At 65.3% G+C, this 25034-nt stretch carries 24 protein-coding genes and 1 tRNA gene; 5 read left to right on the forward strand and 20 right to left on the reverse strand.

Annotated elements, in window-relative coordinates; genetic code table 11:
- Positions 1 to 84: 84 nt before the first annotated feature.
- From SB764_RS12040 to SB764_RS12075, 8 genes are all read right to left on the reverse strand, one after another.
- Positions 85 to 291, reverse strand: a complete 207-nt coding sequence (locus SB764_RS12040; RefSeq protein ID WP_074984000.1) for a hypothetical protein — start codon at positions 289 to 291, stop codon at positions 85 to 87.
- Between the two features lie 669 nt (positions 292 to 960).
- A complete protein-coding gene (locus SB764_RS12045) occupies positions 961 to 1737 on the reverse strand; it encodes an HNH endonuclease (RefSeq protein ID WP_321890743.1) in 777 nt (258 codons plus the stop codon).
- Positions 1738 to 1774: 37 nt separating this feature from the next.
- Complete coding sequence (locus SB764_RS12050; RefSeq protein WP_410863646.1) at positions 1775 to 2320, reverse strand: hypothetical protein; 546 nt, start codon at positions 2318 to 2320, stop codon at positions 1775 to 1777.
- Positions 2262 to 3365, reverse strand: a complete 1104-nt coding sequence (locus SB764_RS12055) for a hypothetical protein (protein ID WP_410863648.1) — start codon at positions 3363 to 3365, stop codon at positions 2262 to 2264. Before SB764_RS12055 ends, SB764_RS12050 begins: the two co-directional genes overlap by 59 nt.
- Positions 3263 to 3775: an Arm DNA-binding domain-containing protein gene (locus SB764_RS12060; RefSeq protein ID WP_410863649.1), complete on the reverse strand. Its 513-nt coding sequence runs from the start codon at positions 3773 to 3775 to the stop codon at positions 3263 to 3265. Before SB764_RS12060 ends, SB764_RS12055 begins: the two co-directional genes overlap by 103 nt.
- A 33-nt stretch (positions 3776 to 3808) precedes the next feature.
- Positions 3809 to 3883: transfer RNA gene (locus tag SB764_RS12065), tRNA-Gly, on the reverse strand.
- Positions 3884 to 3961: 78 nt separating this feature from the next.
- Positions 3962 to 4525, reverse strand: coding sequence for a YggT family protein (locus tag SB764_RS12070; RefSeq protein WP_065058133.1), 564 nt, complete (start codon positions 4523 to 4525; stop codon positions 3962 to 3964).
- A gap of 79 nt (positions 4526 to 4604) precedes the next feature.
- A complete protein-coding gene (locus tag SB764_RS12075; RefSeq protein WP_065058134.1) occupies positions 4605 to 4925 on the reverse strand; it encodes an EthD family reductase in 321 nt (106 codons plus the stop codon).
- A 1136-nt stretch (positions 4926 to 6061) separates the two neighbouring features.
- Here SB764_RS12075 and SB764_RS12080 point away from each other — a divergent pair.
- Complete coding sequence (locus SB764_RS12080) at positions 6062 to 6379, forward strand: hypothetical protein (protein WP_074983998.1); 318 nt, start codon at positions 6062 to 6064, stop codon at positions 6377 to 6379.
- Positions 6380 to 6510: 131 nt separating this feature from the next.
- On the opposite strand, the gene SB764_RS12085 is transcribed toward SB764_RS12080, so the two are convergent.
- The 3 genes from SB764_RS12085 to SB764_RS12095 form a co-directional block, all read right to left on the reverse strand.
- Positions 6511 to 7179, reverse strand: a complete 669-nt coding sequence (locus SB764_RS12085) for a LysE family translocator (RefSeq protein ID WP_065058301.1) — start codon at positions 7177 to 7179, stop codon at positions 6511 to 6513.
- Between the two features lie 122 nt (positions 7180 to 7301).
- A complete protein-coding gene (locus tag SB764_RS12090; RefSeq protein ID WP_074983997.1) occupies positions 7302 to 8774 on the reverse strand; it encodes an NAD-dependent succinate-semialdehyde dehydrogenase in 1473 nt (490 codons plus the stop codon).
- Positions 8775 to 9029: 255 nt separating this feature from the next.
- The gene (locus tag SB764_RS12095; protein WP_410863652.1) at positions 9030 to 10607 is read right to left on the reverse strand and encodes a UbiD family decarboxylase; all 1578 of its coding nucleotides are present in this window, start codon (positions 10605 to 10607) and stop codon (positions 9030 to 9032) included.
- Between the two features lie 558 nt (positions 10608 to 11165).
- Here SB764_RS12095 and SB764_RS12100 point away from each other — a divergent pair.
- Complete coding sequence (locus SB764_RS12100; protein ID WP_065058137.1) at positions 11166 to 12383, forward strand: transglycosylase SLT domain-containing protein; 1218 nt, start codon at positions 11166 to 11168, stop codon at positions 12381 to 12383.
- A 135-nt stretch (positions 12384 to 12518) separates the two neighbouring features.
- Here SB764_RS12100 and SB764_RS12105 read toward each other — a convergent pair whose 3' ends face one another.
- The 4 genes from SB764_RS12105 to ribBA all read right to left on the reverse strand — a co-directional run bounded on the left by SB764_RS12105 (position 12519) and on the right by ribBA (position 15970).
- Positions 12519 to 13712 (reverse strand): pyridoxal phosphate-dependent aminotransferase, encoded by a 1194-nt coding sequence (locus SB764_RS12105; protein ID WP_065058138.1) that lies wholly within the window; start codon positions 13710 to 13712, stop codon positions 12519 to 12521.
- 97 nt (positions 13713 to 13809) lie between these two features.
- The gene (gene nusB / locus SB764_RS12110) at positions 13810 to 14244 is read right to left on the reverse strand and encodes a transcription antitermination factor NusB (RefSeq protein ID WP_065058139.1); all 435 of its coding nucleotides are present in this window, start codon (positions 14242 to 14244) and stop codon (positions 13810 to 13812) included.
- On the reverse strand, positions 14241 to 14753 hold the full coding sequence (gene ribH / locus SB764_RS12115; protein ID WP_065058140.1) for a 6,7-dimethyl-8-ribityllumazine synthase: 513 nt from the start codon (positions 14751 to 14753) through the stop codon (positions 14241 to 14243). Before ribH ends, nusB begins: the two co-directional genes overlap by 4 nt.
- Positions 14754 to 14809: 56 nt before the next feature.
- A complete protein-coding gene (gene ribBA, locus SB764_RS12120; RefSeq protein WP_065058141.1) occupies positions 14810 to 15970 on the reverse strand; it encodes a bifunctional 3,4-dihydroxy-2-butanone-4-phosphate synthase/GTP cyclohydrolase II in 1161 nt (386 codons plus the stop codon).
- A 245-nt stretch (positions 15971 to 16215) separates the two neighbouring features.
- On the opposite strand from ribBA, the gene SB764_RS12125 reads away from it, so the two are divergent.
- Positions 16216 to 16497, forward strand: coding sequence for a type II toxin-antitoxin system RelE/ParE family toxin (locus SB764_RS12125; protein ID WP_065058142.1), 282 nt, complete (start codon positions 16216 to 16218; stop codon positions 16495 to 16497).
- Between the two features lie 11 nt (positions 16498 to 16508).
- A complete protein-coding gene (locus SB764_RS12130) occupies positions 16509 to 16817 on the forward strand; it encodes a HigA family addiction module antitoxin (RefSeq protein WP_065058143.1) in 309 nt (102 codons plus the stop codon).
- 46 nt (positions 16818 to 16863) lie between these two features.
- Here SB764_RS12130 and SB764_RS12135 read toward each other — a convergent pair whose 3' ends face one another.
- From SB764_RS12135 to SB764_RS12155, 5 genes are all read right to left on the reverse strand, one after another.
- On the reverse strand, positions 16864 to 18693 hold the full coding sequence (locus SB764_RS12135) for an ABC transporter ATP-binding protein (RefSeq protein WP_065058144.1): 1830 nt from the start codon (positions 18691 to 18693) through the stop codon (positions 16864 to 16866).
- A 475-nt stretch (positions 18694 to 19168) separates the two neighbouring features.
- On the reverse strand, positions 19169 to 19801 hold the full coding sequence (locus SB764_RS12140; protein WP_065058145.1) for a riboflavin synthase: 633 nt from the start codon (positions 19799 to 19801) through the stop codon (positions 19169 to 19171).
- A 41-nt stretch (positions 19802 to 19842) separates the two neighbouring features.
- The gene (gene ribD, locus SB764_RS12145; RefSeq protein WP_410863655.1) at positions 19843 to 21012 is read right to left on the reverse strand and encodes a bifunctional diaminohydroxyphosphoribosylaminopyrimidine deaminase/5-amino-6-(5-phosphoribosylamino)uracil reductase RibD; all 1170 of its coding nucleotides are present in this window, start codon (positions 21010 to 21012) and stop codon (positions 19843 to 19845) included.
- A 122-nt stretch (positions 21013 to 21134) separates the two neighbouring features.
- A complete protein-coding gene (gene hemL / locus SB764_RS12150; protein ID WP_410863657.1) occupies positions 21135 to 22430 on the reverse strand; it encodes a glutamate-1-semialdehyde 2,1-aminomutase in 1296 nt (431 codons plus the stop codon).
- Positions 22431 to 22683: 253 nt separating this feature from the next.
- Complete coding sequence (locus tag SB764_RS12155) at positions 22684 to 23334, reverse strand: hypothetical protein (RefSeq protein ID WP_410863658.1); 651 nt, start codon at positions 23332 to 23334, stop codon at positions 22684 to 22686.
- Positions 23335 to 23734: 400 nt separating this feature from the next.
- On the opposite strand from SB764_RS12155, the gene SB764_RS12160 reads away from it, so the two are divergent.
- A complete protein-coding gene (locus SB764_RS12160) occupies positions 23735 to 24958 on the forward strand; it encodes a Bcr/CflA family multidrug efflux MFS transporter (RefSeq protein WP_065058148.1) in 1224 nt (407 codons plus the stop codon).
- Positions 24959 to 25034: the final 76 nt, after the last annotated feature.

The raw sequence follows: 25034 nt of genomic DNA on the forward strand, positions 1-25034 counted from the left end.
CTTGCGGCGCCCGGTGCGAAGCCGCCGCGCATTATAGCAGCGCGGCTTCGGCCTTCCGCCGCCCGGAACGGCGGCTGCGCGTGCTCAGTCCGAGGCCACGGTGACGTGCATCGACGACGCCTTGAGTTCGAATTCGCTGACGCGGCCGGCGCGCACGTCGAATAGCAGACGCGTGAGGTCGCCGGCCAGCGCCTGCTGCCGCTCGACTTCGGCCGGCAGGCGGTCTTCGTGGTGAGCCAGCGCGGCGGTGCGCGCCTGGACGATCAGCGCAATGGCGCTGCGGCGGGACATGAAAAATCGTTGCATCGTTGCTGGCCCGCGCGCGTCGCGCAGGGTAAATCGCGGATCCATCGCAGGGTGGACAAGGCGTGATGCTAGCGCATCGCGCGGCGAGGCCGCAGTTAAGTCCGCAAGTCAGGTCTGCGGCTTGATCGGTTCGGAAAGCCCGAAATCGAGGCTGCGCAACCGTTTGCGCGGATAAAAACGAAGCGGAATCCGCATGCGTCGTGCGCGATATGCGCCGCGCATGTTAGCGCCGGGAACGTCTTGGGGGGATGGTCAGGCTGGCCGGGCGGTTTGCCCGTGGACTGTGCGTTGTGCTTTCAGTCGCGCATTCAGTCGAAGCGCGAGAACATGCGAAAACAACAGAAAACTTCGGAAAACGTGGAGCGGGCGATGGAAACAGTACCCAACTCCTAACCCGTTGATTTAAAAACGTTCTATAGCAATGAGTCCACCACGATGGACTACGTGCTGGGCTGAATTATTACACATGTGTGGCCGCAGGGTTGTATGAGTGTCCAAGGACGTCCAGGGACGGCCATCTAAAGCTATGCTGACTCTTGGGTTCGAGGGCAATCAAAAGCGTTGCCGTACACCGGCACAATCGCCACTCATGAGTCGAACGACTGTCCAAAAAATGATGACGAATTTCGGACCGAGAAGTTGCTCCCTATCATTTCACGCAGCCAGGTTGACGGCATCAAAGCGTGCACGATGCCATGTCAGGTATCCCCGGTGGGCATCACTTAGCCAGCGCAAAGTCATGTCCGGAACCAAGCCCAAACAAGCCATATCAGCCGTCCCCAACTGCGGTGACGCGAGTAGATTTCCGCTGTCGTTAAAGCTGATCAGAAACCGGTCAAGCAGCGCGTCTAGGTTGGCCACTAGCAAGAAGCCGTTGAACACGTCCAGCCGCTCGGCATCGCTCGCGCACTCGGCCCATGGCTTGGCATGGCTGGCCCGAAGTACTTCGGGCAGTGCCACCGCTGTCACGGCGCAGGCCCCGCCCCAGTAATCGAGCATGGCCTCCCGGAATTTCTGCTGCCCCACCCGCTGACGGACCAGTCGCTCCACTTCTGTTCCGCCCACGTCCGCAGGCAGTTGGGCCAACTGCCTGGCCACTGTTGCCTCATAATCATTGGCAGCTTGGCTAGGCAGAGCACGCGCCAAGCCAGCGGCGCGGCGCAGCAAGGTTGCTAAGCCCACTACAGTGTCGGCAGCAAAGCCGTCGGCTCGATCCTGCTGAGAAAATGAACGGCGCATCTCAGGTAGCAGGGCAGGCGTTTCTGCGCGTAAGCGCAGCAGGTAACCGCCTGCGGGCTGAGCGACTACCTGCGCACTTGTCGCGTGTCTCGCTGAAGCCAGTACTACCCCATCCGGATTGCTGGCCACCACATGCTCGAAGCCGTGATCGTGGCCCGCTTTTTCAATCAATGCGCGTTGCAGCAGGTTCATCGGTGGACATTGTTGGAGAAATCCCATGCGTCAGACCTCAAGTCAATGGCAGTTGTCCCACGCCTACGCGATGACGAAGAAGAAAGCCGTCGTCACTATCAGCGGAGAGCCTGAGGCGTACGAGCGGACTGAACACTTCGACAGGTTCAGTCGATGTCGTGACGATGTACTGGAATGAATCATTTCCACCCGATGCCACATGGCTCAGCAGCGCCCACAGCATGGACTCACTCATTTCCGCCTCTCGGGGCGAGTCATGCAAAAGGAACCCAGGATGAAAACTTTGCGCGTTGCTGCTGTCGAGGAGGCAGGCGATGTCTCCAGCCAGGATTTCGAGAACCTTGAAGGTTGTCGAGTGCATGGGCCCCATCTGGAACGGGCGATTGCGATTCTTGTCGTCATCACTGAGCACGCCCCAATGAAATGAGGGCAGTGACTTTGCAACGGCCTGCATGGCACTGCTGATGACCTGGTGGCGGCCCTTCAACGCTGCACGTTCTTTATCAAGCTGGATTTGAAGCTGATCATGGCGACGCTGAGTCCGTCGCTCTACAAATATCGCGCCACCCAATAAGCCATCCATTTCGCCATTCTAATTTTTCCAAGCGAGATGCAAGCTCTACGGCCTCCACCCAATACCGAGGGGTAATTGAAAAATTAGAGTCCTTCTTCTCGCTTTCGCTTAGTTCCCGACTGTCACCGTTCGGTGCGTATGTAGCCCATCGATGATCAAACTGATGGATCATTTTGGCCTCATATAGCGGAACAACGTCGGAACCTGCTCGATCACGAAACAGGTGGCTGTCCTCAGCCATATGAAAGAGTCTTGTGTGGAAGGTCAAACGCCAGGGGTTTCCATTCTCTCGGGTTTCGTCAATCAGCACTGGTGCGGCGCGATAGAGTTTCTTAGTGAGCTCGGCATCGCGCGCGCTACGGAACACCGGGCAGGTCAGCGTGTTGGGGTTGATGAGCCGGAACTCTTCAGGGCTGAGGGTGAAGCGGCGCCTGGGGTCGGACAGTTGGTCTACCTGGCTGGCAAAGCAAACAAACTCGGCCTGCTTCGCTGCCCCAAGGGTTAGCAGACAGAACTTGTAGCTTCGGTGTACCGACGGGAAAACAGCGTCGCGATTCTCAATGTCGTATAGACTGACCAAGCGCCCTTGCTGCGTGATGTGCCCGAAGAATGCCTTTGTGCTGTCGTCGGTCGCAATGCCGGTGGGCACGATGAAACCAGCGCGTCCGTCGCGCGCGTGAATATGCAGAATGGTTTCTGCAAACAGCGCGTATGTATTCACATCGCCAACGCCTGTTAGCGGGTAGCGCCCCCCATCTTCGCCTCCCACATGGGCGAAGAGGCTGGCAGCCTCCGCCGTGCGGCGGGCGGCGATGAACTCGGCGTACAAGCGCTTCTCGGCTTCGTCCTCGTGCGTCGCGTGGGCGAGGTCGGGATAGAGGTGGCGCGCCAGCATGCCCTCGCTGAGCCATTGGATGCGCCGTGCGCGTTCTGCTTTGTTGCGTGCCTCGGCTACGTCGCGGTGGCGAGTGGCAAAGAACTCTTCTTCCTGCAACTTGATGCGTTCCCACGGCGGATTGCCCAGCACGCAGTCGAAGCCACCTTGGGCAAACACCTGCGGAAAGGCCAGTGGCCAGTGGAATAGGTTCCCAATGAAATCCTGATCTGCTTGCCTACCCAGTAGTACCGGAAGTGCCAGGCTTTGGAGCCTTTGGCCGACACGAAAAGAGAAAGACCATCGAAGTCGCCAAGGGTGTAGGGCTTGCCCGTTGCTTTCGCGTGCTGAATGCGCAGATTGGAGAGCGCCATGTGTTTTCCAACTCCTAAAATTGAACGAGTTGGAGGCCCACATTTTTGTCGTCTGGCCCTGCCTCGGCCAGCATCAATGCGAAGCGCGAGCCCGCCGTATTGAATGGACTCAAAAATGTACTTATTCGGCGTGGCTTTAGGTGGATTTCTCTGGACGTCAGCGGAAGACTTTGTCCAGGAAAATCCCTGAAATCTCAGGGACTTAGAGGCGTCCATAGACGTCAGTAGACATCTATGGAACTCATTCCTTGGAGCGGGCGATGGGAATCGAACCCACGTCTCCAGCTTGGGAAGCTGGGGTAATAACCATTATACGACACCCGCAGAGCGCGCCATTTTACGCGGAATCCGCCCCGGAGCGCAATTGCACCCCGCTGGCGGATGCCGCGGGAACGGCGTGGATCAAATCCCGAACATCGTGAGCGAGACGGCCGCGCGCGTGACCACCATCAGCAGCACCTGCACGATCACGAACAGCAGGATCGGCGAAAGGTCGAGTCCGCCGAAGTTCGGCAGGATGCGGCGCAGCGGATTCAGGAACGGCGCCGTGACCTGCAGCAGCACCGGCATGGCCGGCGAACGCGGATTGAGCCACGACAGCAGCGCCATCAGAATCGTCACCCAGATCACCAGGTTGAGCGCCCATTTGACGAGCGTGAGCACCGCGACGATCAGCAGCGTGGGCAGTAGGCCGAGCGGATCGATGCCCGCGAGCCAGACCATCAGCAGCACGAAGACGACAGCGGCGATCAGCGCCGCGACAATGCTGGCCCAGTCGATGCCGCGCACCCCCGGAATCACGCGGCGCAGCGGCATGACGAGCCAGTTGGTCGCTTGCTGGATCGCGTGCGTCACCGGGTTGTAGGGCGGCACACGGACAAATTGCAGCCACGCGCGCATCAGCAGCGCGGCGCCGAACAACGTAAAGATCGTATTGAGCAGAAAGCGGGCGATATCGCCGAACATCGGAGGTGTTTCCTTCTTTTGAGGATTAACGAAGGGCGGCGCAAGCGGGTGGTCGCTGAGCGTGTGGCCGCCGCGCGGATCAGACCGAAACCTTGATTTCGCTGATCAGAATCGTGCCATTACCGCCGTCGAAGTAGTTGGGAATATCGTCGACGAGCGTCTTGTTGTGCTGCTTGAACACCTCGTAAAAAGCGTCCAGCGTTTCGAACAGGAAGTGGCCGATCGCGACATACGGCGGCGGCGTGCCCGGCGGCCCCGCGTTGATGCCGATATCGATCGACCAGCCCTTGCACGCGTCCCCGAAGAGGCGTGCCGCGAGCGGCATGTGATGCGTGGCGTAGTACTCGCTGTCGAAGCGCCCGCCCTCGCGGAACGGGTAGAGGATGCTGACTTTGATCATTGTGCGTTCTCGTCGATGAATCCCGAAGCGCGCGCCTGGCGGATGGCACCTGCGCGCCGTTGCCACATTACCACGGCTGACGGTTTGTCAGTATGCGGGCGCGGAGGCCGCGCGCACCGGCTTCCTACGTTCTACGAGCACGATACCGACGACGTTCGGCGTAAACGGCTACAGTGGGCTGACGGTAACGCGCCACGCAATGTTCGCTTTCGTACGAAACAATCCGCCAAGGGCGGTTAAAACTGGCGCATCGACGCAGCCTGATTGGCGTGACAGGCCGCAAAGCGGCAAGGCGCGACGGCACCGTAAGAGAAAGACCCGAATTGGACTCGAACGTGGCACGCAACCTGCTGTCAGGACAGGCGTGCACGGCGCGATGCAGCACGGGGTGAACGCGACGAACAGATCCCCGGCGATATGTGCAACGACTGCGGCTATCTCGCAACACTGCGGTCACGGTTCGCAAACCTGTGCACACTGTCTTCAATGACTCCGGTTTAGCTGTAGCTGTCGCGCAATTTGGCTGTGTTCTGGCAGTTGTCCGATTCGGGAGTTCACAATGAGCATCTTCTCTTACAGAAAGCATCTGCGATTTCTCACGCCTTATCAGCGTCGTCGCTGGTGGGATCAGAAGAAGCGTCTCACGCCACGCGTGCAGATCAGCGGCGCGTACGTTCCGCCGAATGTCTCACGCGAATTCACCTACGTGAAAGTCGGATAGAGCGGCTGCGGCGCCATGCGCCCAGTTGCGTCCTGTTTTCGATGCATGACGATGCCCGGTCTTCGGACCGGGCATCGTCGTTTTGGGCAGTCATCGGCGGTTGGAGAGCCGTTAGCGTCGCCAGCCAATTTGTAATCAAACATTACCGGGGCGCGCAGCGCACGATCGTCGATTCAGGTAAGTCTGACCGGACGACGGCGCCCGAAGGCGTGCAAGCCCCAATGCCGCGCGCCAAGGCGCTTTCTTAGGACGAAATACGCGTTCATACCTTGATCGCGCACCAGGACCTCCTTATCCGCAATTGCAATTTGCAACAAATGGCTACCTTTGACGCAATACGTTTTCGATACAGTTCTTCTGTGGGCAGTGCCCGTCATGTGGAGCGACGCTCTCGTCGCCCGCCAGGAGAAGAGAAGTGAAAAAGACCGTATCGTTTATCGTTGCCGCTGCGCTGGGTGTGGGGTTCGTCAGTGCTGCCCAGGCGCACGTTTCGGTGGGCATCGGGATCGGGATTCCTGTTGCGCCGGCGTATCCGGTGTACGCCGCCCCGGTGTACGCTCCGCCGCCCCCGCCTGTCGTCTACGCACCGCCGCCGGTGGTCTACGCACCGCCGCCCGCCGTGGTGGTCGGCGGCTATCCTGGATATGGCTACTATGGCCGTCCGTACTGGCATCACGGCGGCGGATACTACCGCGGCTATCGTGGCTACCACGGCGGTTGGTATCGACACTAAAATGGCCAACTGAAGCGCCCATCCAGCACGCTTTCAGGTCGTTACTGACCACACAACGGCGCAACGCCGGCTCACGCCGCGTTGCGCCGTTTGCATTGGTGACGCCTGATTGCGTCGGCGCGTAGTTGCTTCTACGACGCGTGCGGCACGATCAGGTCGCGATAGCCGTGCACGATCACGCTGTAGGAGAAGTACGCGAACAGCAGCGCCGACAGTACGTGACACGCGCGCAGCAAGCCCGTGCCGGCGCGCTTGCGCCCGTGGCTCGCGAGGCCGCAGAGAAACAGCGTCCAGCCGAGGCCGCCGAGAAAGAAGCCCGACAGAAACACGGCCGCCGAGGCGCCGCTCGTTGCGCCCGACTTGGCGATCAGCGCGCCGCCCACGGCCGCGAACCACAGAATCGCGCTCGGCGACGACACGGCGAGCAGCACGCCGCGCGCGAAGCTGCGCCACGGATCGGGCCGCGGCGCGGTGCTATCGGCTTCGCCCTCGACGGGCGGCGCGGCAGCCGGGTTGAGCGCCTCGCGCGCCATCTTCCACGTGAGCATCAGCAAGATGGCCGCGCCGCCGATCCAGACGACCCAGCGCACCGATTCGAATTGCAGCAGCGCCGCCATGCCCGCGAGCGCGAGCGCGGCGTAGATCAGATCGCCGAAACACGAGCCGAGCCCGAGCCAGAAGCCCGGCCGGAAGCCGTGCGAAAGCGTAAGCGAGATGATCGCGACGTTGACGAGACCGATGTCGAGACAGAGCGACAGCGAAAGGAAAAAGCCGTCGGAAAGCAGGGAAAAATGAGGCATAAAACCGTTGTTGTTGTCGTTCGACCGCACGTGATGCGCGGTGTACTGCGCGCCCGGCGCATCGTGGACGCCGGGCGGATCGTAGCGAGATTACGTACTCATCCTGTGCTTGAAGCGCGTGCTCAAACGCCCATGCACAGATACTTCAGCTCGACGTATTCGTCGATGCCGTACTTCGAGCCTTCGCGCCCGAGTCCCGATTGCTTCACGCCGCCGAACGGCGCGACTTCGTTCGAGATCAGCCCCGTGTTGATGCCGACCATGCCGTACTCGAGCGCTTCGGCCACGCGCCAGACGCGGCCGAGATCGCGGCTGTAGAAGTACGAGGCGAGGCCGAATTCGGTGTCGTTGGCGAGCGCGATGACCTCGGCTTCCTCGCTGAAGCGGAACACGGCGGCGACCGGGCCGAAGGTTTCCTCGCGCGCGATCAGCATGTCGCGCGTGACGTCGGCGAGCACGGTCGGCTCGACGTAGCGGCCCTCCGTGACCTTGCCGCCGGCGACGAGTTTCGCGCCTTTCGAGGTGGCGTCGTCGATATGCTGCGCGACCTTGGCCACGGCGTCGTCGTCGATCAACGGGCCCTGGCTCACGCCCGCCTCGAAACCGTTGCCCACCTTGATCTTGCGCGAAGCGTCCGCGAGCTTGTCGACGAACGCGTCGTAGACCTTGTCGTGCACGTAGAAGCGGTTGGTGCAGACGCAGGTCTGGCCCGCGTTGCGATATTTCGAGATCACGGCGCCCTGAACGGCGGCGTCCAGATCGGCGTCGTCGAACACGATGAAGGGCGCGTGGCCGCCGAGTTCGAGCGCGACTTTCTTCACCGTGGGCGCGCATTGCTGCATGAGAATGCGGCCGACCGGCGTCGATCCCGTGAACGAGAGATGACGCACGATATCGCTTTCGCAGAGCGCCTTGCCGACTTCGATCGAGTTCGCCGAGTCGGCCGTGATCACATTGAAGACGCCCTTCGGCACGCCCGCGCGCTGCGCGAGTTCGGCGAGCGCGAGCGCGCACAGCGGCGTCTGCTCGGCCGGTTTCACGACGATCGTGCAGCCCGCCGCGATCGCGGGCGCGACCTTGCGCGTGATCATCGCGATCGGGAAATTCCAGGGCGTGATCGAGGCGCATACGCCGATCGGCTGCTTGAGCACGACGAGCTTGCGGTCGCTCGCGGGACTCGCGAGCACGTCGCCGTTCACGCGCTTCGCTTCTTCGGCGAACCATTCGAGAAACGAGGCGCCGTACAGTACTTCGCCGCGCGCTTCGGCGAGCGGCTTGCCTTGCTCGGCGGTCATGATGGCGGCGAGGTCGTCGGCGTGTTCGATGACGAGGTCGAACCAGCGGCGCAGCACGGCCGCGCGCTCCTTGCCGGTCTTCGCGCGCCACGCGGGCAGCGCGGCGTTCGCGGCGTTGACCGCGCGGCGCGCTTCGTCGGCGCCGAAGTCGGGCACGCGCGCGATTTCGCCGTTGTCGGCGGGATCGAGCACGGCGAACGTCGCGCCGCCGCCGCTCCATTCGCCGTCGATCCAGGCGCGCGTCTTGAAGAGTGCGGGATCCTTCAGCTGGGTCAGGCGTTCGGATGCGGACTGGCTCATCTTCGTGTCTCCTCGGGTTGAAGTCGCCGCGGCCGGGTGGGGCGGCGGCGCGTCAGGCGCGGCGTCGGTCGGCGTCGCGTTTCAAGGTCGGCGCGCGGGCGCTGCGTTGCGCGCGCACTCTATATATAGATGCATGCCGCGTGCGCGGCATACGTCACGCAAGTCGCGGTGCGGCTCGCGGATGATGCAAGCGCGGCTCGAGCGCGGATCATGCAGCGATTCACACGTTGTCGCGCGTGAATCGCCGGCGGTTTTTCACGCGCCGCCGAGCCCCAGCTCTTCGTAAAGACGATCGACGCGCGTCTTCACGTCCTGCGTCATTTCGATTGCGCGGCCCCACTCGCGGTTCGTTTCGCCGGGCCATTTATTGGTGGCGTCGAGGCCCATTTTCGAGCCGAGCCCCGCGATCGGCGACGCGAAATCGAGATAGTCGATCGGCGTGTTTTCGACAAGCACCGTATCGCGCGCCGGATCGATGCGCGTGGTGATCGCCCAGATCACTTCCTTCCAGTCGCGAATATCCACGTCATCGTCGACGATCACGATGAACTTCGTATACATGAACTGCCGCAGGAAGCTCCACACGCCGAACATCACGCGCTTCGCGTGCCCCGGATAGCTCTTCTTTATCTGCACGATCGCCATGCGATAGCTGCAGCCCTCGGGCGGCAGATAGAAGTCGGTGATCTCGGGAAACTGCTTTTGCAGCAGCGGCACGAACACTTCATTGAGCGCGACGCCGAGCACGGCGGGTTCGTCGGGCGGCTTGCCTGTATACGTAGAGTGATAGATCGCGTCGCGGCGCATGGTGATGCGCTCGACCGTGAAAACGGGAAACCATTCCTGCTCGTTGTAGTAACCCGTGTGATCGCCGTAGGGCCCTTCGAGCGCGTGCTCGTAAGCGGCGCTCGCACTCTTCGAGGGACGCGGCGGCGCGCCTGCGGGCGCGGGCGCCGGAGCGCCATCCTGCGGATAGATGAAACCTTCGAGCACGATTTCCGCGCGCGCGGGCACCTGCAACGACTCGACGCCAGGCGTCAGGCACTTCGCGAGTTCGGTGCGGCCGCCGCGCAGCAGTCCGGCGAACTGGTATTCGGAGAGCGTGTCGGGCACCGGCGTGACCGCGCCGAGGATCGTCGCCGGATCGGCGCCGAGCACGACGGCCACGGGATACGGTTTGCCAGGATTGCGTAACGCGAATTCGCGGAAGTCGAGCGCGCCGCCGCGATGCGCGAGCCAGCGCATGATCAGCTTGTTGCGGCCGATGAGCTGCTGGCGGTAGATGCCCAGGTTCTGGCGCGTCTTGTTCGGGCCGCGCGTGACCGTCAGGCCCCACGTGATGAGCGGACCGGCGTCGCCGGGCCAGCAGGTCTGGATCGGCAGCTTCGCGAGATCGACGTCGTTGCCTTCCCAGACGATTTCCTGGCAGGGCGGCGCGCTCACGGTTTTCGGCGCCATGTCCCAGACGGCCTTGGCGAGCGTGAGCAGTTTGCCCGCGTCTTTCAGTCCGCGCGGCGGCTCGGGTTCCTTGAGCGCGGAGAGCAGGCGGCCCACGTCGCGCAGCGACTCCAGCGCGGCGCCGTCACCGGCGCTCTCGGGCGCGTCGATGCCCATGCCGAGCGCGACGCGGCGCGGCGTGCCGAAAAGATTGCCCAGAACGGGGAACGCATGGGTTGCGCGGCTCTCGAATAACAGGGCGGGGCCGCCGGCGCGCAGTACGCGGTCGCACAGCTCGGTCATTTCCAGTACCGGAGAGACGGCCTGCGGTACGCGGCGCAGTTCGCCGAGCGTCTCCAGGCGACCGACGAAGTCGCGCAAGTCTTTGTATTTCATCAGGATAGGGTCGGAGCCGCAGCGCGCGGCGAGTGCAGGGGCAAAACGATTGTCGATTTTACCTGTGTTAGCTGACGCACGCTGTCAGCCGATCGGCCAACTGGCTGGAGAAGCGCGTGGCGCGCGGTTCTTGACGAATTGAACGGTGTTCATTATTACAATTAGTTATAACTTTGACATTCTATAGTGTTGACGGTCTATAAATCCCTGCTAGAATCCGTCCACACTGGTTGCAGGGCTTGCAATTTTTAACCACCGTCCCGGTCCTTCAGACGCAACGCGTCGCCGTTTAGCCGACTCCCTGCACGGCTTCCCACGGTCTAGATTGGTTGTCCTCGCTGGCGCGCCTTCGCGCCGGCTGTTCGCGTGAGAGCTCCCATGCGCGCCCAAGGCGTGCCCGCTGTACCGGAGGAGCTCCACCAACGGCGTACTTTGTTGCCGTTTTTCCCGACGTCGCTGCCGCACCAGCCAGGGCGCGCGCCGTCTTGATCCTGCGATTGGCCATCGGCCTCGCGCCGACTTCGGTCGCCGGATCATGCAACATGGGGAGATCTGTAGATGAATACCTGGTTATCGTGGTGGCGCGCCGACGAGCGTCTCGCTCTTGGCCTGCGTGCGCTGCTGCGGCGTGGCACGCGTCTTAGCCATCACCTGTTTAGCATTGTGGGCGGTTGCGCCGTCCTGCTCGCGCTCGCCATCTGGCTGCTGCCCACGTGGCGCGGCACGCTGGCCGCGCGCATGATGCCCTTCGTCACCGCTGCCGTGCAGGCCGGTCCCGCACGCCTGCTGCAGGGCAATCCGCTGCCGTCGTTCACGCCTTCCGGCGCTCCCGCCAATGAAGAAGGCGAGTCCGCCGACGGCGCGAACCTGCCGACCGCACTCGTGCCCGATAACGGCGCAAACAGCGCGGCGCTCGCGAGCGTCTCGCCTGCCGGTTCGAACGGCGCGGTCGCGCACGTGACCAATAGCGTCTCGAGCGGCGGCATGGCCACGCTCGACGCGGTCACGCTCAACGGCCTCGATCCGCGTTCGCTGCCGAGCGTGGGCTCGCTGGCGCGCATGATTCCGTCGCAGCGCATCACGCCCGACGCACGCGACGACCGCGTGCTGGTGTCGGCGCGCGAACAGGCGCTCGTCGCGACCTATATCTCGCGCCGCTATCGCGTGGCGCAGGAGCCGGTCGGCGAACTCGTCAAGGCGGCGTTCGACACGGGGCACGAAGTGGGTCTCGATCCGCTGCTGCTGCTCGCGGTCATGGCCATCGAGTCGGGCTTCAATCCTTACGCCGAAAGTGGCGTGGGCGCGCAGGGCCTGATGCAGGTCATGTCGAAAGTGCACTCGGACAAGTTCCAGTACTTCGGCGGCCAGAGCGCGGCGCTCGATCCGCTCGCGAACATCAAGGTCGGCGCGCTGGTGTTGAAGGACTGCATCGCGCGCGGCGGTTCGCTGCCGGGTGGTCTGCGTCTGTACGTCGGTTCGACCTCGCAGGACGACGGCGGCTATGGCGCCAAGGTCATGGCCGAGCGGGTGCGTCTGCGCGACGTGGCCCGTGGCCGCAACGTGCCGATCAACGCGCCGCAGGCGCCCGTCACCACCACGGCCAGCTCGCCTGCGCCGCAAAAGGTGGCGAGCATCAACGGCGACAAGCGTCTGCACGTGACGCTCGACGGCGAGCACGCCATGGTCGAAAAGACCTCGGTGAAGGGCTCGTCCGAACAGGACGACGCCAGCGCCACGGCGGCCCAGAAGCACGCTCAGCCTGAACTCGGCGCTTAGGCCGAGTCTCCGGCGGCTTCACCAAGCTCCAGCCAGCAAGAGAAAGACCGGACAAAACGAAAAAGGCACCCTCGGGTGCCTTTTTCCATTGCTGCTCACATTTTGCTCAGATCTTCTGTCTACGGATTTCGCGGATCAGCGCCCGAAGAACGTGTGCAGGCGCTCGACCGCTTCCTCGAGCCGCTCGTACGCGGTGGCATAAGACAGACGCACATATTGACGCGGTGCGGCCACGCCGAAGTCCATGCCCGGCACCATCACCGTTCCCGCGTCGTGCAGCATCGCGCGCGTGAGCGCGTCGCTGTCGCCGGCGGCCGCATGATTGACGTTCGTGCAGTCGGCATAGACGTAGAATGCGCCGTCCGGCATCACGGGCACCGTGAAGCCGAGCGATTCCAGCGCAGGCGCGATGAAGTCGCGGCGGCGCTTGAACTCCAGCCGGCGCGCTTCGTAGATGGATAGCGTGTCGGGCTCGAAGCAGGCGAGCGCCGCGTGCTGGGCGAGCGTCGAGGCGCAGATGAACAGGTTCTGCGCAAGTTTCTCGAACGCGCCGACCAGCGTGGGCGGCACGACGAGCCAGCCCAGACGCCAGCCGGTCATGTTGAAGTACTTCGAAAAGCTGTTGACCGTGACCACGTCGTCGCCGAAAGAGAGGGCGGAGACGGGCGGCGCGTCATAGCTCAGGCCCTGATAGATCTCGTCGACGATCGTGAAGCCGCCGCGTGCGCGCACCGTTTTCACGATGCGTTCGAGTTCGGCGGGTTCGATCGAGGTGCCGGTGGGATTCGACGGCGAAGCGAGCAGCACGCCGCGCGTGCGCGAGGTCCACAGACGCTCGACGTCGGCGGCCGTCAGCTGGAAGCGCGCGTCGGGGCCGCTCGGCACGAGCACGGGCTTGCCTTCCGCGGCCGCCACGAAATGGCGGTTGCACGGATAGCTCGGGTCGGGCATCAGCACTTCGTCGTCGCGGTCGACGAGCGCCGTGCAGGCGAGCAGCAACGCCGCCGACGCGCCCGCCGTCACGACGATCCGTGCCGGATCGACGCTCAGACCATACGCGTGCTGATAATGCGCGGCGATCGACTCGCGCAGCGCGTGCAGACCGAGCGCGCTGGTGTATTGCGTGACGCCGCGGCGCAGCGCGGCCGCGGCCGCTTCGACGACAGGCTCGGGCGCCGTGAAATCCGGCTCGCCGATACCCATGTGGATGATGTCGCGTCCGGCGCGTTCGAGCTGCGCAGCTTCCTTCGCCAGTTCCATGACGTAGAACGGCTGGATCTCGTCGACGCGCGCGGCAAGCCGCAGCAGCGGTTCGGCAACGGTGTTCATGCGGGTGATTCCAGTACTTGCAGACAGCGCGGCGTGTGGCGGGCGGCGCTGCCGGAAACTCCGGCGGCGCGCGCCACGCCTCGCCGCGAGACGACTTTTACGACTTGCGGGCCGACTGGATTTCGGTGGCGCGCAGTTGCGCCGCCACCTTGTCCAGCACGCCGTTCACGTACTTGTAGCCGTCCGAGCCGCCAAACGTCTTGGTGAGCTCGACCGCTTCGTTGATGACGACGCGATAGGGGATGTCGACGTGATGCTTGAACTCGTAGGTCGCCACGAGCAGCACCGCGCGTTCGACCGGCGAAAGCTGCTCGATCGGACGGTCCAGACACGGCGCGACGAAAGCGGAGAGTTCCTCCGACTCGCGGATCACGCCGTGCAGGATGGCGTCCAGATGTTCGTGGTCGGCCTTGTCGTAGCCTTGCGAACCGCGCAATTGCGCGTCGATCTCGCCGGAGGGCACCCCCGACAGCAGCCACTGATACAACCCCTGCGTGGCCAGTTCGCGGGAGCGGCGGCGCGCGCTCTTCATTGCTGTTCCTCTTCGTCTTCCTCGTCCTCGTCGTCGTCGCCGCCGTCGAGTTGTTCCAGCGCCACCGTCAGGTTCGCCATTTCCACTGCGACGCGCGCGGCGTCACGACCCTTTTCGGTCATGCGCGCGACTGCCTGCTCGTCGTTTTCCGTCGTGAGGACGGCGTTCGCGACCGGCACGCCGAAGTCCAGCGCGATGCGCGAGATGCCCGAGCCGCTTTCGTTCGAAACGAGTTCGAAGTGGTAGGTTTCGCCGCGCACGACCGCGCCGAGCGCGATCAGGGCGTCGAACTGGCCGCTTTCCGCGAGCTTTTGCAGCGCGAGCGGGATTTCCAGCGCGCCCGGCACGGTGACGAGCAGCACGTCTTCGCCCGTGACGCCGAGGCGTTCGAGTTCTTCGATGCAGGCGTCGGCGAGGCCGTTGCAGACGGGTTCATTGAAGCGCGACTGGACGATGCCGATGCGCAGTCCGTCGCCGTCCAGGTTCGGTTGGTATTGTCCGATTTCCATGTGGTATCCGTAGGTTCGATTGAGCGTGGTGACGCGTGAAGGGATGCGAGCCGCGCTTATGGCGCGGCGCGGTCGGCCGTTTCCGGCGGGCAGGGCGCTTCCGTGCTGCTGCCCGGCATGGGCACGAAGCCGGTGACTTCGAGACCGTAGCCCGACATGCTGCCGAGGCGGCGCGGCTTCGAAAGCACCTGCATGCGTCCCACGCCGAGTTCGCGCAGGATCTGCGCGCCGATGCCGTAGGTCTTGAAGTCCACCGGCCGGCGTGCGAGCGCCTCCGCGCGCTCTTTCTGGTCGAACGCCTTGAAGACGTCGACCAGATGTTCCTTGCTCTCGCCGCAGTTGAGCATGACGATCACGCCGAGATCGCGCTCGGCGATCTCGCGCATGGCGGCGTCGAGCGTCCACGAATGCGTGGACGAGCCCGTTTCCAGCAGATCGAGCATCGACAGCGGCTCGTGCACGCGCACCGGCGTGTCAATGTCCGGCTTCGGCGTGCCGCGCACCAGCGCGATGTGCGGCGTGCCCGTGGGCTGGTCGACGTACATGATCGCGCGGAACGCGCCGTGTGCCGTCTGCATGGTGCGCTCGGCCACGCGCTCGACGATCGATTCCGTGCGGCTGCGATAGTGGATCAGGTCGGCGATGGTGCCGATCTTGATGCCGTGCTCCTGCGCGAACTCCATGAGGTCGGGCAGGCGCGCCATCGTGCCGTCGTCGTTGATCACTTCGCAGATGACCGAGGCGGGCGTGAGGCCCGCGAGCGCCGTAAAGTCGCAGCCCGCTTCCGTGTGGCCGGCGCGCACGAGCACGCCGCCCGGCTGGGCCATGATCGGGAACACATGGCCCGGCTGCACGATGTGCTCGGCCTTCGCGTCGTGCGCGACGGCCGCGCGGATCGTGCGCGCGCGGTCGGCCGCCGAAATGCCCGTGGTGACGCCTTCCGCCGCCTCGATGCTCACCGTGAACGCCGTGCCGTATTGCGTGCCGTTGCGTTGGGTCATCAGCGGCAGGTTGAGCAGCTTGCAGCGTTCCTGCGTGAGCGTAAGACAAATCAGCCCACGGCCGTACTTCGCCATGAAGTTGATGGCTTCCGGCGTGACGAATTCCGCTGCGATGACGAGGTCGCCCTCGTTCTCCCGGTCTTCTTCGTCGACGAGGATCACCATCTTGCCGGCTTTGAGCTCGGCAATGATTTCAAGGGTGGAGGAGAGCGTCATGTTGGGAATCTGGCTGGAAAGCGCACATTTTACGCCACGCGGGCGGGCGCGTCGCCCTGAACGGGGACGACGCGACGGGTTTTGGGGCGCCGGGCGGTGCGGGCGGGCCTGCGCTGGCGCTGCCGGCGCCCGGCCCCGTCTGGATCAGGCTCGCGCAGGCATTGGCCGAACGGCTAGCTGGTCGCAGCGTGGCGCCGTCGCGACAATGGTAACGTTTGACGTTATTAACGCGAGGCGTTACTATCATGGCCATTACATCGTTTGCCTGTCGGGACACCGCAGCGCTTTTCGCCGGGCGCCGGATTCCGCGCTTCGCCGCCATCGAAACGGTGGCCGTGCGCAAGCTCCAGCAAGTCCACGCCGCCGCCACGCTGTCGTTTTTGCGCGCATCGCCCGGCCACCGGCTGGAGCCGTTCAACGGCAACCTGGCGGGGTCGTACAGCATTCGCGTCAACGCGCAGTGGCGCATCGGTTTCGATTTCGCGCAGGGCGAAGCGGCGCAGGTCCGCATCGTCGACTATCACTGAGGAACATCAACATGACGCGTGACGTCCCGCTCGCTACGCCTGGCGAAATTCTCAACGAGGACTGGCTCAAGCCGCTCGGCGTGAGCCAGTATGCGCTGGCCAAGGCTATCGGCGTGCCGCCGCGGCGCATCAACGAGATCGTGCTCGGCAAGCGCGCCATCACGGCCGACACGGCCGTGCGGCTCGCGGTCTATTTCGGCACCGACGCGCGCAGCTGGATGGAGCTGCAGGCGCACTACGACACCGAGTGCGCGCGCGAGGCGCTCGCCGACATTCTCGCGAACATCCAGCCGCACGCGCGCGCCGCCGCCGCGCCGTGACTCCGCGACCCCGTGACACACACGGCGCGCTCCGTCGAGCAAACGCTTAACGCAGCAACACGTCGTCGGCGAGACCCTTCGTGAGTTCGAGCGCCTGGCGCTCGAACAGCCGGCGATACAGGCCGTTTTCGCGCCGCACGAGCGCATCGTGCGTGCCTTCCTCCACAATGCGGCCGCGCTCCAGCACCAGCAGCCGGTCGAGCGCACGCACGGTCGAAAGGCGGTGCGCGACCACCACGGTCGTGCGGCCGACCATCAGCCGCTCCATGGCCTGCTGGATCAGCAGCTCGCTTTCGCTGTCGAGGCTCGACGTGGCTTCGTCGAAGATCAGGATCGGCGCATTCGCGAGGAACGCGCGCGCGATCGCCACGCGCTGACGCTCGCCGCCCGACAGCTTCACGCCGCGTTCGCCGACCAGCGTGTCATAGCCGTTCGGCAGCGCCATGATGAAATCGTGCGCGCTCGCCTGCTGCGCGGCGTGGACGATCTCGGCGTGCGTCGCGCCCGGCCGCGCGTAAGCGATGTTCTCCGCGAGCGAGCGGTGGAACAGCACCGGCTCCTGCTGCACGATGGCGATCTGCGAGCGCAGCGAGGCCTGCTGCACGCGCGCGATGTCCTGATCGTCGATCGTGATGCGGCCTTCCGAGACGTCGTAGAGCCGCTGGATCAGCTTGATCAGCGTCGTTTTACCGGAGCCCGAGTGGCCGACGAGGCCCACACGCTCGCCCGGCGCGATGCGCAGCGTCAGGTTCGAATAGAGCGCGGCGTTCTGCGCGCCGTAGCGGAACGTCATGTTCTCGAAGCGGATGTCGCCGCGGTCGATCACGATCGGCGGTGCGCCGGGTGCGTCCTCGATGCCGAGCGGCTCCGTATCGAGCATCACGAGTTCTTCCATGTCGTTGACCGAACGTTGCAGATTGCGTACGTGCATGCCGACGTCGCGCAGATAGCCTTTCAGCAGGAAGAACAGCGTGAGCGCGAACGTGATGTCGCCGACGCTCGCGAGGCCGCGCGCCCACAGCAGCAGCGCCGCGCCGAGAATGGCGGCCTGCATCGCCACCAGCAGCGCGCCCTGCACGCCGCCGTTGAAAGTGCCGCGTCGCCACGTGCGGCGCGTGCGGCTGTCCCACTTGGCGATCACGCGCGCGAGCCGCGACTCTTCGCGCGTCTCCGCACCGAAGGCCTTCACGACGGCGTTGCAGGAGATCGCATCCGCGAGCGCGCCGCCCATCTTCGTGTCCCACTGGTTCGCGAGCCGCGCGGACGGCGCGACGTAGAACAGCGAGAGCGATACGGTGATCGCCAGATAGATCGCCGAGCCGAGGCCGACCACGAGGCCCATCACGTGCCACTGGAGCGCGAGCAGGGCGGTCGAGCCGACCAGCATCACGAGCGACGGAAACAGCGCGACGAGCAGCGTGTCGTTGAGCAGGTCGAGCGCCCACATGCCGCGCGTGATCTTGCGCACGGTCGAGCCCGCGAAGCTGTTCGCGTGCCAGTCGGTCGAGAAGCGCTGCACGCGATGGAAGGCGTGCGTGGCGACGCCGCTCATCATCTTCAGCGTGAGGACGATGATGTTCTGGAACGCGGCCTGGCGCATCAGCGTGCCGCCGAGCCCGAGTGCGGTGAGCGCCCAGAACGCGAAGACGGCCCCGTGCCACGCGGCGGCGTTGCTGCCCGCGGCGTCGTGCGCGAGGGCGTCGACGAGCTGGCCCGCGTAATGCGGCGTGAACACGTCGGCGAGTGCGCCAAGCAGCGCGGTCAGCGCGACGGCGCTCACGCGCAGCGGCTGGAGCATCCAGTGCCGGAACGTGAAGCCGAGCACGTGGCGGAACGTCTGTCCGCCGGTCACTTTTTGATTGTCTTGGTCAGCCATGGGATGGCGCTTCGTGCCGGGTGGCGCGAAGACTTCATCGAGAATGCGAAAAAGGGCGGCGCAAAGCAGCCAGCGCGAAGAGCAGCGGATGACGCGGAGAAAAACGTCTCGCGCGCCGGCTTGAAAGCCGGACGCAAACAGGCTGAATCGCGGAAAAAACGGCGCGGCGGAATCGGGCCGCGCGAATTGCGCCGGACTACGGCAGTGCGGGAAGCAGGAGGGTCGCGCGAGACGACATCACCCGAACTCGCAGCATCACGGCAGTGGACTCAATCGTTGCCATCTTTGCCTCCTTGTTCGAAGTCGGGTGAGAAAACCGCAACGCGCCGGACGGCACGTGCGAGTAAGGTATGAAGTTTATCAGCGCTACTGAATTTCTGCTGGCCCATTTGCGCGGGCGCTTTCGTCGTGGCATTCACGACACATTCGCGCGCCGTCGTGGTGCGCGAATGTGCCGGAAGCGAGCCGATCAACCTCAGGCTGAAGGCTTGGCCGACACGCCCGCCGAGAGCATGCGCTCCACATAGCGCGCGATCAGATCGATCTCCAGATTCACTTTCGTGCCTGCCGCGAGATGCTTGAGCGTGGTGACTTCCACCGTGTGCGGGATCAGGTTGATCGAGAACTCGCAGCCGTCCGCGCGATCGTCGACCGAATTCACGGTCAGGCTCACGCCGTTCACGGTGACCGAGCCCTTGTAGGCGAGGTAGCGGCCGATCTCGACGGGCGCGAGAATGCGCAGCTCGTGCGACTCGCCCACGGGCGCGAAGCGCGTGACCGTGCCGAGGCCATCCACGTGGCCCGAGACGATGTGGCCGCCGAGCCGGTCGTGCGCGCGCAGCGCCTTTTCCAGATTCACTTCGCCCGTGTCGGCGAGACCGACGGTGCGGTTCAGGCTTTCGCGCGACACGTCGACGTCGAACGTGGTCGCCGATTTGTCGATGACGGTCATGCAGGCGCCCTGGATGGCGATGCTGTCGCCGAGCTGCACGTCGTCGAGGCCGAGGCTGCCTGCGTCGACGCGCAGGCGCACGCCCGCGTCGGCTTCGCCGCCGAGCGGCTTGATCGATTCGATACGGCCCACGGCCGCGACGATTCCGGTAAACATCTGGCTGTCCTCTAGCTGTTCGTTCAGGGTGTTCGGGAGAATCATGATGCGTCGCCTTCTTGTGCGTCCTGCGTGTCCAGTTCGCCGTGCTCGTCGTGGGCTTCGGGTTGCACGACGCGCGCGAGCACGCGCAGGTCGTCGCCGACGCGCTCGACGCTATGGAACGCGAGACGCGTGCGCGCATCGAGCGAGGCGGGCGCGGCCAGATCGGCCATGCCGAGCGACTGCGTGCCGAGCAGCGAGGGCGCGAGATAGACGAGCAGTTCGTCGACGCAACCTTCGCGCAGCAGCGATCCGTTGAGCTTGTAGCCCGCTTCCACGTGCAGCTCGTTGACGCCGCGCGCTGCGAGTTCCGTGAGCATCGCGGGCAGATCGACCTTGCCGTGCTCGTTGCCGAGCGCGACGATTTCCGCGCCGCGCGCGCGCAACGCGTCGGCGCGTTCCTCGGTGGCGGCGTCGAGCTTCGAGCAGAACACGAGCGTGGGCGCGCCCACGAAGATCTGCGAGAGCGGCGAGGCGTCGAGGCGGCTGTCGATCAGCACGCGTTTGGGCTGGCGCGGCGTGTCGATCGCGCGCACGGTCATGCGCGGATCGTCTTCCTTCACGGTGCCGATGCCCGTGAGAATGGCCGAGGCGCGCGCGCGCCAGGCGTGACCGTCGGCGCGCGCGGCTTCGCCCGTGATCCACTGGCTTTCGCCCGAGGGCAGACCGGTGCGGCCGTCGAGCGTCGCGGCCACTTTCATGCGCACCCACGGACGCTTGCGCGTCATGCGCGAGACGAAGCCGATGTTCAGCTCGCGCGCTTCCTTCGCGAGCAGGCCGCAGCGCACGTCGATGCCCGCGTCGCGCAGGATCGAGAGGCCGCGCCCGGACACGAGCGGATTCGGATCTTCCATCGCCGCGATCACGCGCGCGACTTTCGCTTCGATCAGCGCATTCGCGCACGGCGGCGTGCGGCCGAAATGACTGCACGGTTCGAGCGTCACATAGGCGGTCGCGCCGCGCAGATCGTGGCCGCGCGTGCGGGCGTCCTTCATCGCCTGGATTTCGGCGTGATCGAAACCGGCGGGCTGCGTGAATCCTTCGCCGATCACCGCGCCGTCCTTGACCAGCACGCAGCCGACGCGCGGGTTCGGATCGGTGGTGTAAAGGCCGCGCGTCGCGAGGGCGAGCGCGCGTTCCATGTGGACGAAATCGGCTTGCGAGAACATCGTCGTGCTTTCTCCGCGGCGGCGGTCGGTTGGACGGGCGGGGCGTGCGCCCCGCCTTCGGCTGGGTGGTCGCTTGTGCGTCGGCTAGTGTGTCGGCCTATGCGTCGGCGCGTGCGCGGCGCTTACTTCGCCGCGGCTTCGGCGGCGAAGGCGCGGCGCGCGGCGGCAATCGTTTCGTCGAGGATCGCGTCGTCGTGCACACTCGACACGAAGCCCGCTTCGTACGCCGACGGCGCGAAGTACACGCCCGCGTCCAGCATCTGATGGAAGAAGCGGTTGAAGCGCGCGACGTCGCTCTTCGTGACTTCGGCGAAGCTGCCGGGCACCTTCTCGGCGAAATAGAGGCCGAACATGGCGCCCACGGAATCGGCGACGAACGGCACGTTCGCTTCGCGCGCGGCCTGCGTGAGACCTTGCGCGAGACGCGCGGTCTTCGCGCTCAGGTCTTCGTAGAAGCCGGGCGCCTGAATCAGTTGCAGCGTCTTCAGGCCCGCCGCGACGGCGATCGGGTTGCCCGAGAGCGTGCCCGCCTGGTAGACGGTGCCGTTGGGCGCGAGGTGATCCATGATTTCGCGACGACCGCCGAACGCCGCCGCCGGCATGCCGCCGCCGATGACCTTGCCCAGACAGACGAGGTCGGCTTCCACGCCGTAGAGCGCCTGCGCGCCGCGCAGACCGACGCGGAAACCGCACATCACTTCGTCGAAAATCAGCACGCTGCCGTGCTTCGCCGTCAGGGCGCGCAGCGTGTGGATGAACTCCGGCGTGGCCTTCACGAGGTTCATGTTGCCCGCGACCGGCTCGATGATCACGGCCGCGATCTCGTCGCCGAACGCCTTGAACGCTTCTTCGAGCGCGGCGACGTTGTTGTATTCGAGTACGGTGGTGTGCTTCGCGGTATCGACCGGCACGCCCGCCGACGTCGGGTTGCCGAACGTCAGCAGGCCCGAGCCGGCTTTCACGAGCAGGCTGTCGGCGTGGCCGTGGTAGCAGCCTTCGAACTTGACGATGCGGTCGCGCTTCGTGAAGCCGCGTGCGAGACGCAGCGCGCTCATGGTCGCTTCCGTGCCGCTCGACACCATGCGCACCTGTTCCATCGACGGCACGATCTTGCAGATTTCCTCGGCGATCTCGATCTCGGCTTCGGTCGGCGCGCCGAACGAGAAGCCGTTGGCGAGCACGCGCTGCACGGCTTCGAGCACTTCCTGATGCACGTGGCCGACGATCATCGGACCCCACGAACCGATGTAGTCGATGTAGCGCTTGCCTTCGGCATCCCAGAAATACGCGCCTTGTGCGCGCTCGACGAAGCGCGGCGTGCCGCCGACCGAGCGGAATGCGCGCACGGGCGAGTTCACGCCGCCCGGAATGGTGCGCTGGGCGCGTTCGAAGAGAGCCTGGTTCGTGGTGTTGGACATGGGTGCTGGACCTGCGAGAGTGGTAGAGCGCGGATCGCGCGGCCGGGTGGTCTCGCGCGTCGTCGACGGACCCCGGCGGCGTCGCGGGCGTGGCATGCGTCACGCGCGGCGCGGGCGAGGGGGCGGTTCTCCCGAAATTGTACCGGAGTCGCGCCGAACGGGCCGGGGGCCAGAACCGGTGCCGGGGTGGCGCGGGCGCGACTGCGCGGGGCTTGGCGGCACTGCGCGGCAGCGCCTGGCGCGCGGCGGAACGCTAGCGCGAAGGCGTGCGGCGCGGCGTGGTGCGGGGCGCGCGGGGCTGGCGTGAGCGGGTGCGTGGCGCGGCGGATTGCGTCAATTCGGCGCGGCGCTCGTTCGCCGCCGTCAGGCGCGCCGGTTTTTGCGTCGCTGATTGCATCGCTGCTTGCGTCGCTGCTTGTGCGGCCTCATACGCGTGCATCGCCGCGATGGCCGCCGGGGGCATCGGCCGTTTGCCGGTCAGCTCGGCCCAGCGCTTTTCGAGCGGTCCCTCGGCGACCGGCTTGATGACCGTGCCCGAACTTTGCGCATCCCACGTCTGCACGGAAAACGGATGCACGCGCAGCGCGTCGCGCCCGATCGCCACCTGCTCTTGGGCATCGACGAGCCAGTCATAGACGAAGTCGATGCACAGCCGGTAACCGCGCTTGTACGCCGGATCGGGCACCTCGTAGGGCGCGCGCGTCACGTAGCCCGAACCGAACAGTCCGCGCGGCTCGCTCGCGACGCGGTGCAGGAACACGCGGTCGCCGGGCCGGATGCCGCGCGCGAAGCCGCAGCCCCAGGTATCGGCGACGGCCTCGCCCGCCTGCACGCGGCTCGCGAAGTCGGGCAGTTCGGGCCAGGGCCACTTTTTGGGGCTCCAGATCAGCAGAAAGGCAGTCATAGACGGCGACGAGAGAAAGACAGCATGCGGACGCGGACGGCGTGGCGAGCGTCGATGTCATGGCAACGACAGGCGCCGCGCCGCCCGCAAAGCGCGCAGCTTAGCGCAAGCTCGCGCGGCGTGGCCGCGATATCGCGCACGGCAATCGGCGGAAAAGCGCGAGCAAGCGGGCGCGAGGCAAGCGAACGAAAGGCGCGCGAAAGTCACGGAAAGGGCCGCGAATGGCGGCTCGGTTACAATGCTTCGGCTCCGTCGCTGTTTGATTCGTCCGTTTTTTACGTCGATTTCGCGTCGTTCAGCGCATGCCCCGTGCGTGCTCCGCCGCGGCGCCGACGTCGGACCTCGCGGCCCATGACACCGAAACCGCGCCCACGCGCGCGGTCCGCTTCAGCCAGATCCCATGTCCCATTCCACGCGAAGCCGGCCCGATGGCCGGTTGATCCTGTTGCTCGGCGCGCTCGCCGCCTGCGGCCCGCTCGCCACCGACATGTACCTGCCGAGCCTGCCCGCCATCGCGCAGTCGTTCGGCGTGACGGCCTCCGCCGCGGCGGCCACGCTCACGAGTTTCATGGCCGGTTTCTCGATCGGCATGCTGCTGTACGGCCCGGTCTCCGACGCCTACGGCCGCCGCCCCGTGCTACTCGGCGGCATCGCGCTCTTCACGCTCGCGAGCGTCGCGTGCTGGCTCTCGTTCTCGATCGGCTCGCTGACCATCGTGCGCTTCCTGCAGGCGCTCGGCGCGGGCGCGGCCTCGGTGCTGGCGCGCGCGATCGCCCGCGACGCCCACGCGCCGTCGGACGCCGCCAAGGTGCTTTCGATGGTCGCCATCGTCACGTCGGTCGGGCCGCTGCTCGCGCCGCTCATCGGCGGACAGTTGCTGCTGATCGGCGGCTGGCGCGTGGTGTTCGTCGCGCTGACGCTGTTCGGCGTGGTCTGCGCGGTGGCCGCGTGGCTGCGCGTGCCCGAAACCTGGCCGCCCGAGAAGCGCGAAAGCGCCGCCGTGCTGCGCTCGTTCGCGGCATACGGACGTCTGCTGCGCGATCCGCTCGTCTGGGGGCACATGCTGTGCGGTGGCATGGCGTTCGCGTCGATGTTCACCTATATCTCGGCGACGCCCTTCGTCTATATCGAGTACTTCCACGTTTCGCCGCAGCACTACGGCCTGTTCTTCGGCGTGAACGTGTTCGGCATCATGCTCGGCAACTTCCTCAACACGCGGTTCATCGGTCGCATGGGCACGCTGCGCATGGTGTCGATCGCGTCGATGGTGAGCGTCGTCGCGTCGTTCTTCGTCACGCTGATGTGCGTGACGGGGTGGGGCGGGCTGTGGTCGATCGTGACCGGCCTGTTCTTCGTGGTCAGCGTGGTGGGTTTGCTCGGCGCGAACTGCGCGACCGATCTGATGTACCGCTATCCGCAGAACGCGGGCGCGGCGGCTGCCGTGTTCGGCGCGGCGCAGCTCGGGCTCGGCGCGCTGGCGAGCGCGGTGGTCGGCTGGTTTCCGGGCGTGTCGCCGTTCGGCATGGGTTGCACGATCGGCGTGTGCGGCGCGCTGACGTGGGTCGGACGCCGCCTCGTCGTGAAGTGGCACGCGCATCCTGCGCCGGGTGTGGCGGCGGAGTGATCGTGTTGCCGATCAGGTTGGACAATCGCAACTAACCGCCCCTGCGTCTGCGGACCGGGCGCGTGTGAGCGTGCCG

Source organism: Paraburkholderia sp. SIMBA_027, from assembly GCF_046535315.1.
Lineage (GTDB): Bacteria > Pseudomonadota > Gammaproteobacteria > Burkholderiales > Burkholderiaceae > Paraburkholderia > Paraburkholderia tropica.

Coding starts and splice junctions, on each gene's coding strand:
- SB764_RS12040 (WP_074984000.1), bottom strand. CDS start 291: ATGTCCCGCCGCAGCGCCATTGCGCTGATCGTCCAGGCGCGCACCGCC.
- SB764_RS12045 (WP_321890743.1), bottom strand. CDS start 1,737: ATGAACCTGCTGCAACGCGCATTGATTGAAAAAGCGGGCCACGATCAC.
- SB764_RS12050 (WP_410863646.1), bottom strand. CDS start 2,320: ATGGATGGCTTATTGGGTGGCGCGATATTTGTAGAGCGACGGACTCAG.
- SB764_RS12060 (WP_410863649.1), bottom strand. CDS start 3,775: ATGGACGCCTCTAAGTCCCTGAGATTTCAGGGATTTTCCTGGACAAAG.
- SB764_RS12070 (WP_065058133.1), bottom strand. CDS start 4,525: ATGTTCGGCGATATCGCCCGCTTTCTGCTCAATACGATCTTTACGTTG.
- SB764_RS12075 (WP_065058134.1), bottom strand. CDS start 4,925: ATGATCAAAGTCAGCATCCTCTACCCGTTCCGCGAGGGCGGGCGCTTC.
- SB764_RS12085 (WP_065058301.1), bottom strand. CDS start 7,179: ATGCCTCATTTTTCCCTGCTTTCCGACGGCTTTTTCCTTTCGCTGTCG.
- SB764_RS12090 (WP_074983997.1), bottom strand. CDS start 8,774: ATGAGCCAGTCCGCATCCGAACGCCTGACCCAGCTGAAGGATCCCGCA.
- SB764_RS12095 (WP_410863652.1), bottom strand. CDS start 10,607: ATGAAATACAAAGACTTGCGCGACTTCGTCGGTCGCCTGGAGACGCTC.
- SB764_RS12100 (WP_065058137.1), top strand. CDS start 11,166: ATGAATACCTGGTTATCGTGGTGGCGCGCCGACGAGCGTCTCGCTCTT.
- SB764_RS12105 (WP_065058138.1), bottom strand. CDS start 13,712: ATGAACACCGTTGCCGAACCGCTGCTGCGGCTTGCCGCGCGCGTCGAC.
- nusB (WP_065058139.1), bottom strand. CDS start 14,244: ATGAAGAGCGCGCGCCGCCGCTCCCGCGAACTGGCCACGCAGGGGTTG.
- ribH (WP_065058140.1), bottom strand. CDS start 14,753: ATGGAAATCGGACAATACCAACCGAACCTGGACGGCGACGGACTGCGC.
- ribBA (WP_065058141.1), bottom strand. CDS start 15,970: ATGACGCTCTCCTCCACCCTTGAAATCATTGCCGAGCTCAAAGCCGGC.
- SB764_RS12125 (WP_065058142.1), top strand. CDS start 16,216: ATGGCCATTACATCGTTTGCCTGTCGGGACACCGCAGCGCTTTTCGCC.
- SB764_RS12130 (WP_065058143.1), top strand. CDS start 16,509: ATGACGCGTGACGTCCCGCTCGCTACGCCTGGCGAAATTCTCAACGAG.
- SB764_RS12135 (WP_065058144.1), bottom strand. CDS start 18,693: ATGGCTGACCAAGACAATCAAAAAGTGACCGGCGGACAGACGTTCCGC.
- SB764_RS12140 (WP_065058145.1), bottom strand. CDS start 19,801: ATGTTTACCGGAATCGTCGCGGCCGTGGGCCGTATCGAATCGATCAAG.
- ribD (WP_410863655.1), bottom strand. CDS start 21,012: ATGTTCTCGCAAGCCGATTTCGTCCACATGGAACGCGCGCTCGCCCTC.
- hemL (WP_410863657.1), bottom strand. CDS start 22,430: ATGTCCAACACCACGAACCAGGCTCTCTTCGAACGCGCCCAGCGCACC.
- SB764_RS12155 (WP_410863658.1), bottom strand. CDS start 23,334: ATGACTGCCTTTCTGCTGATCTGGAGCCCCAAAAAGTGGCCCTGGCCC.
- SB764_RS12160 (WP_065058148.1), top strand. CDS start 23,735: ATGTCCCATTCCACGCGAAGCCGGCCCGATGGCCGGTTGATCCTGTTG.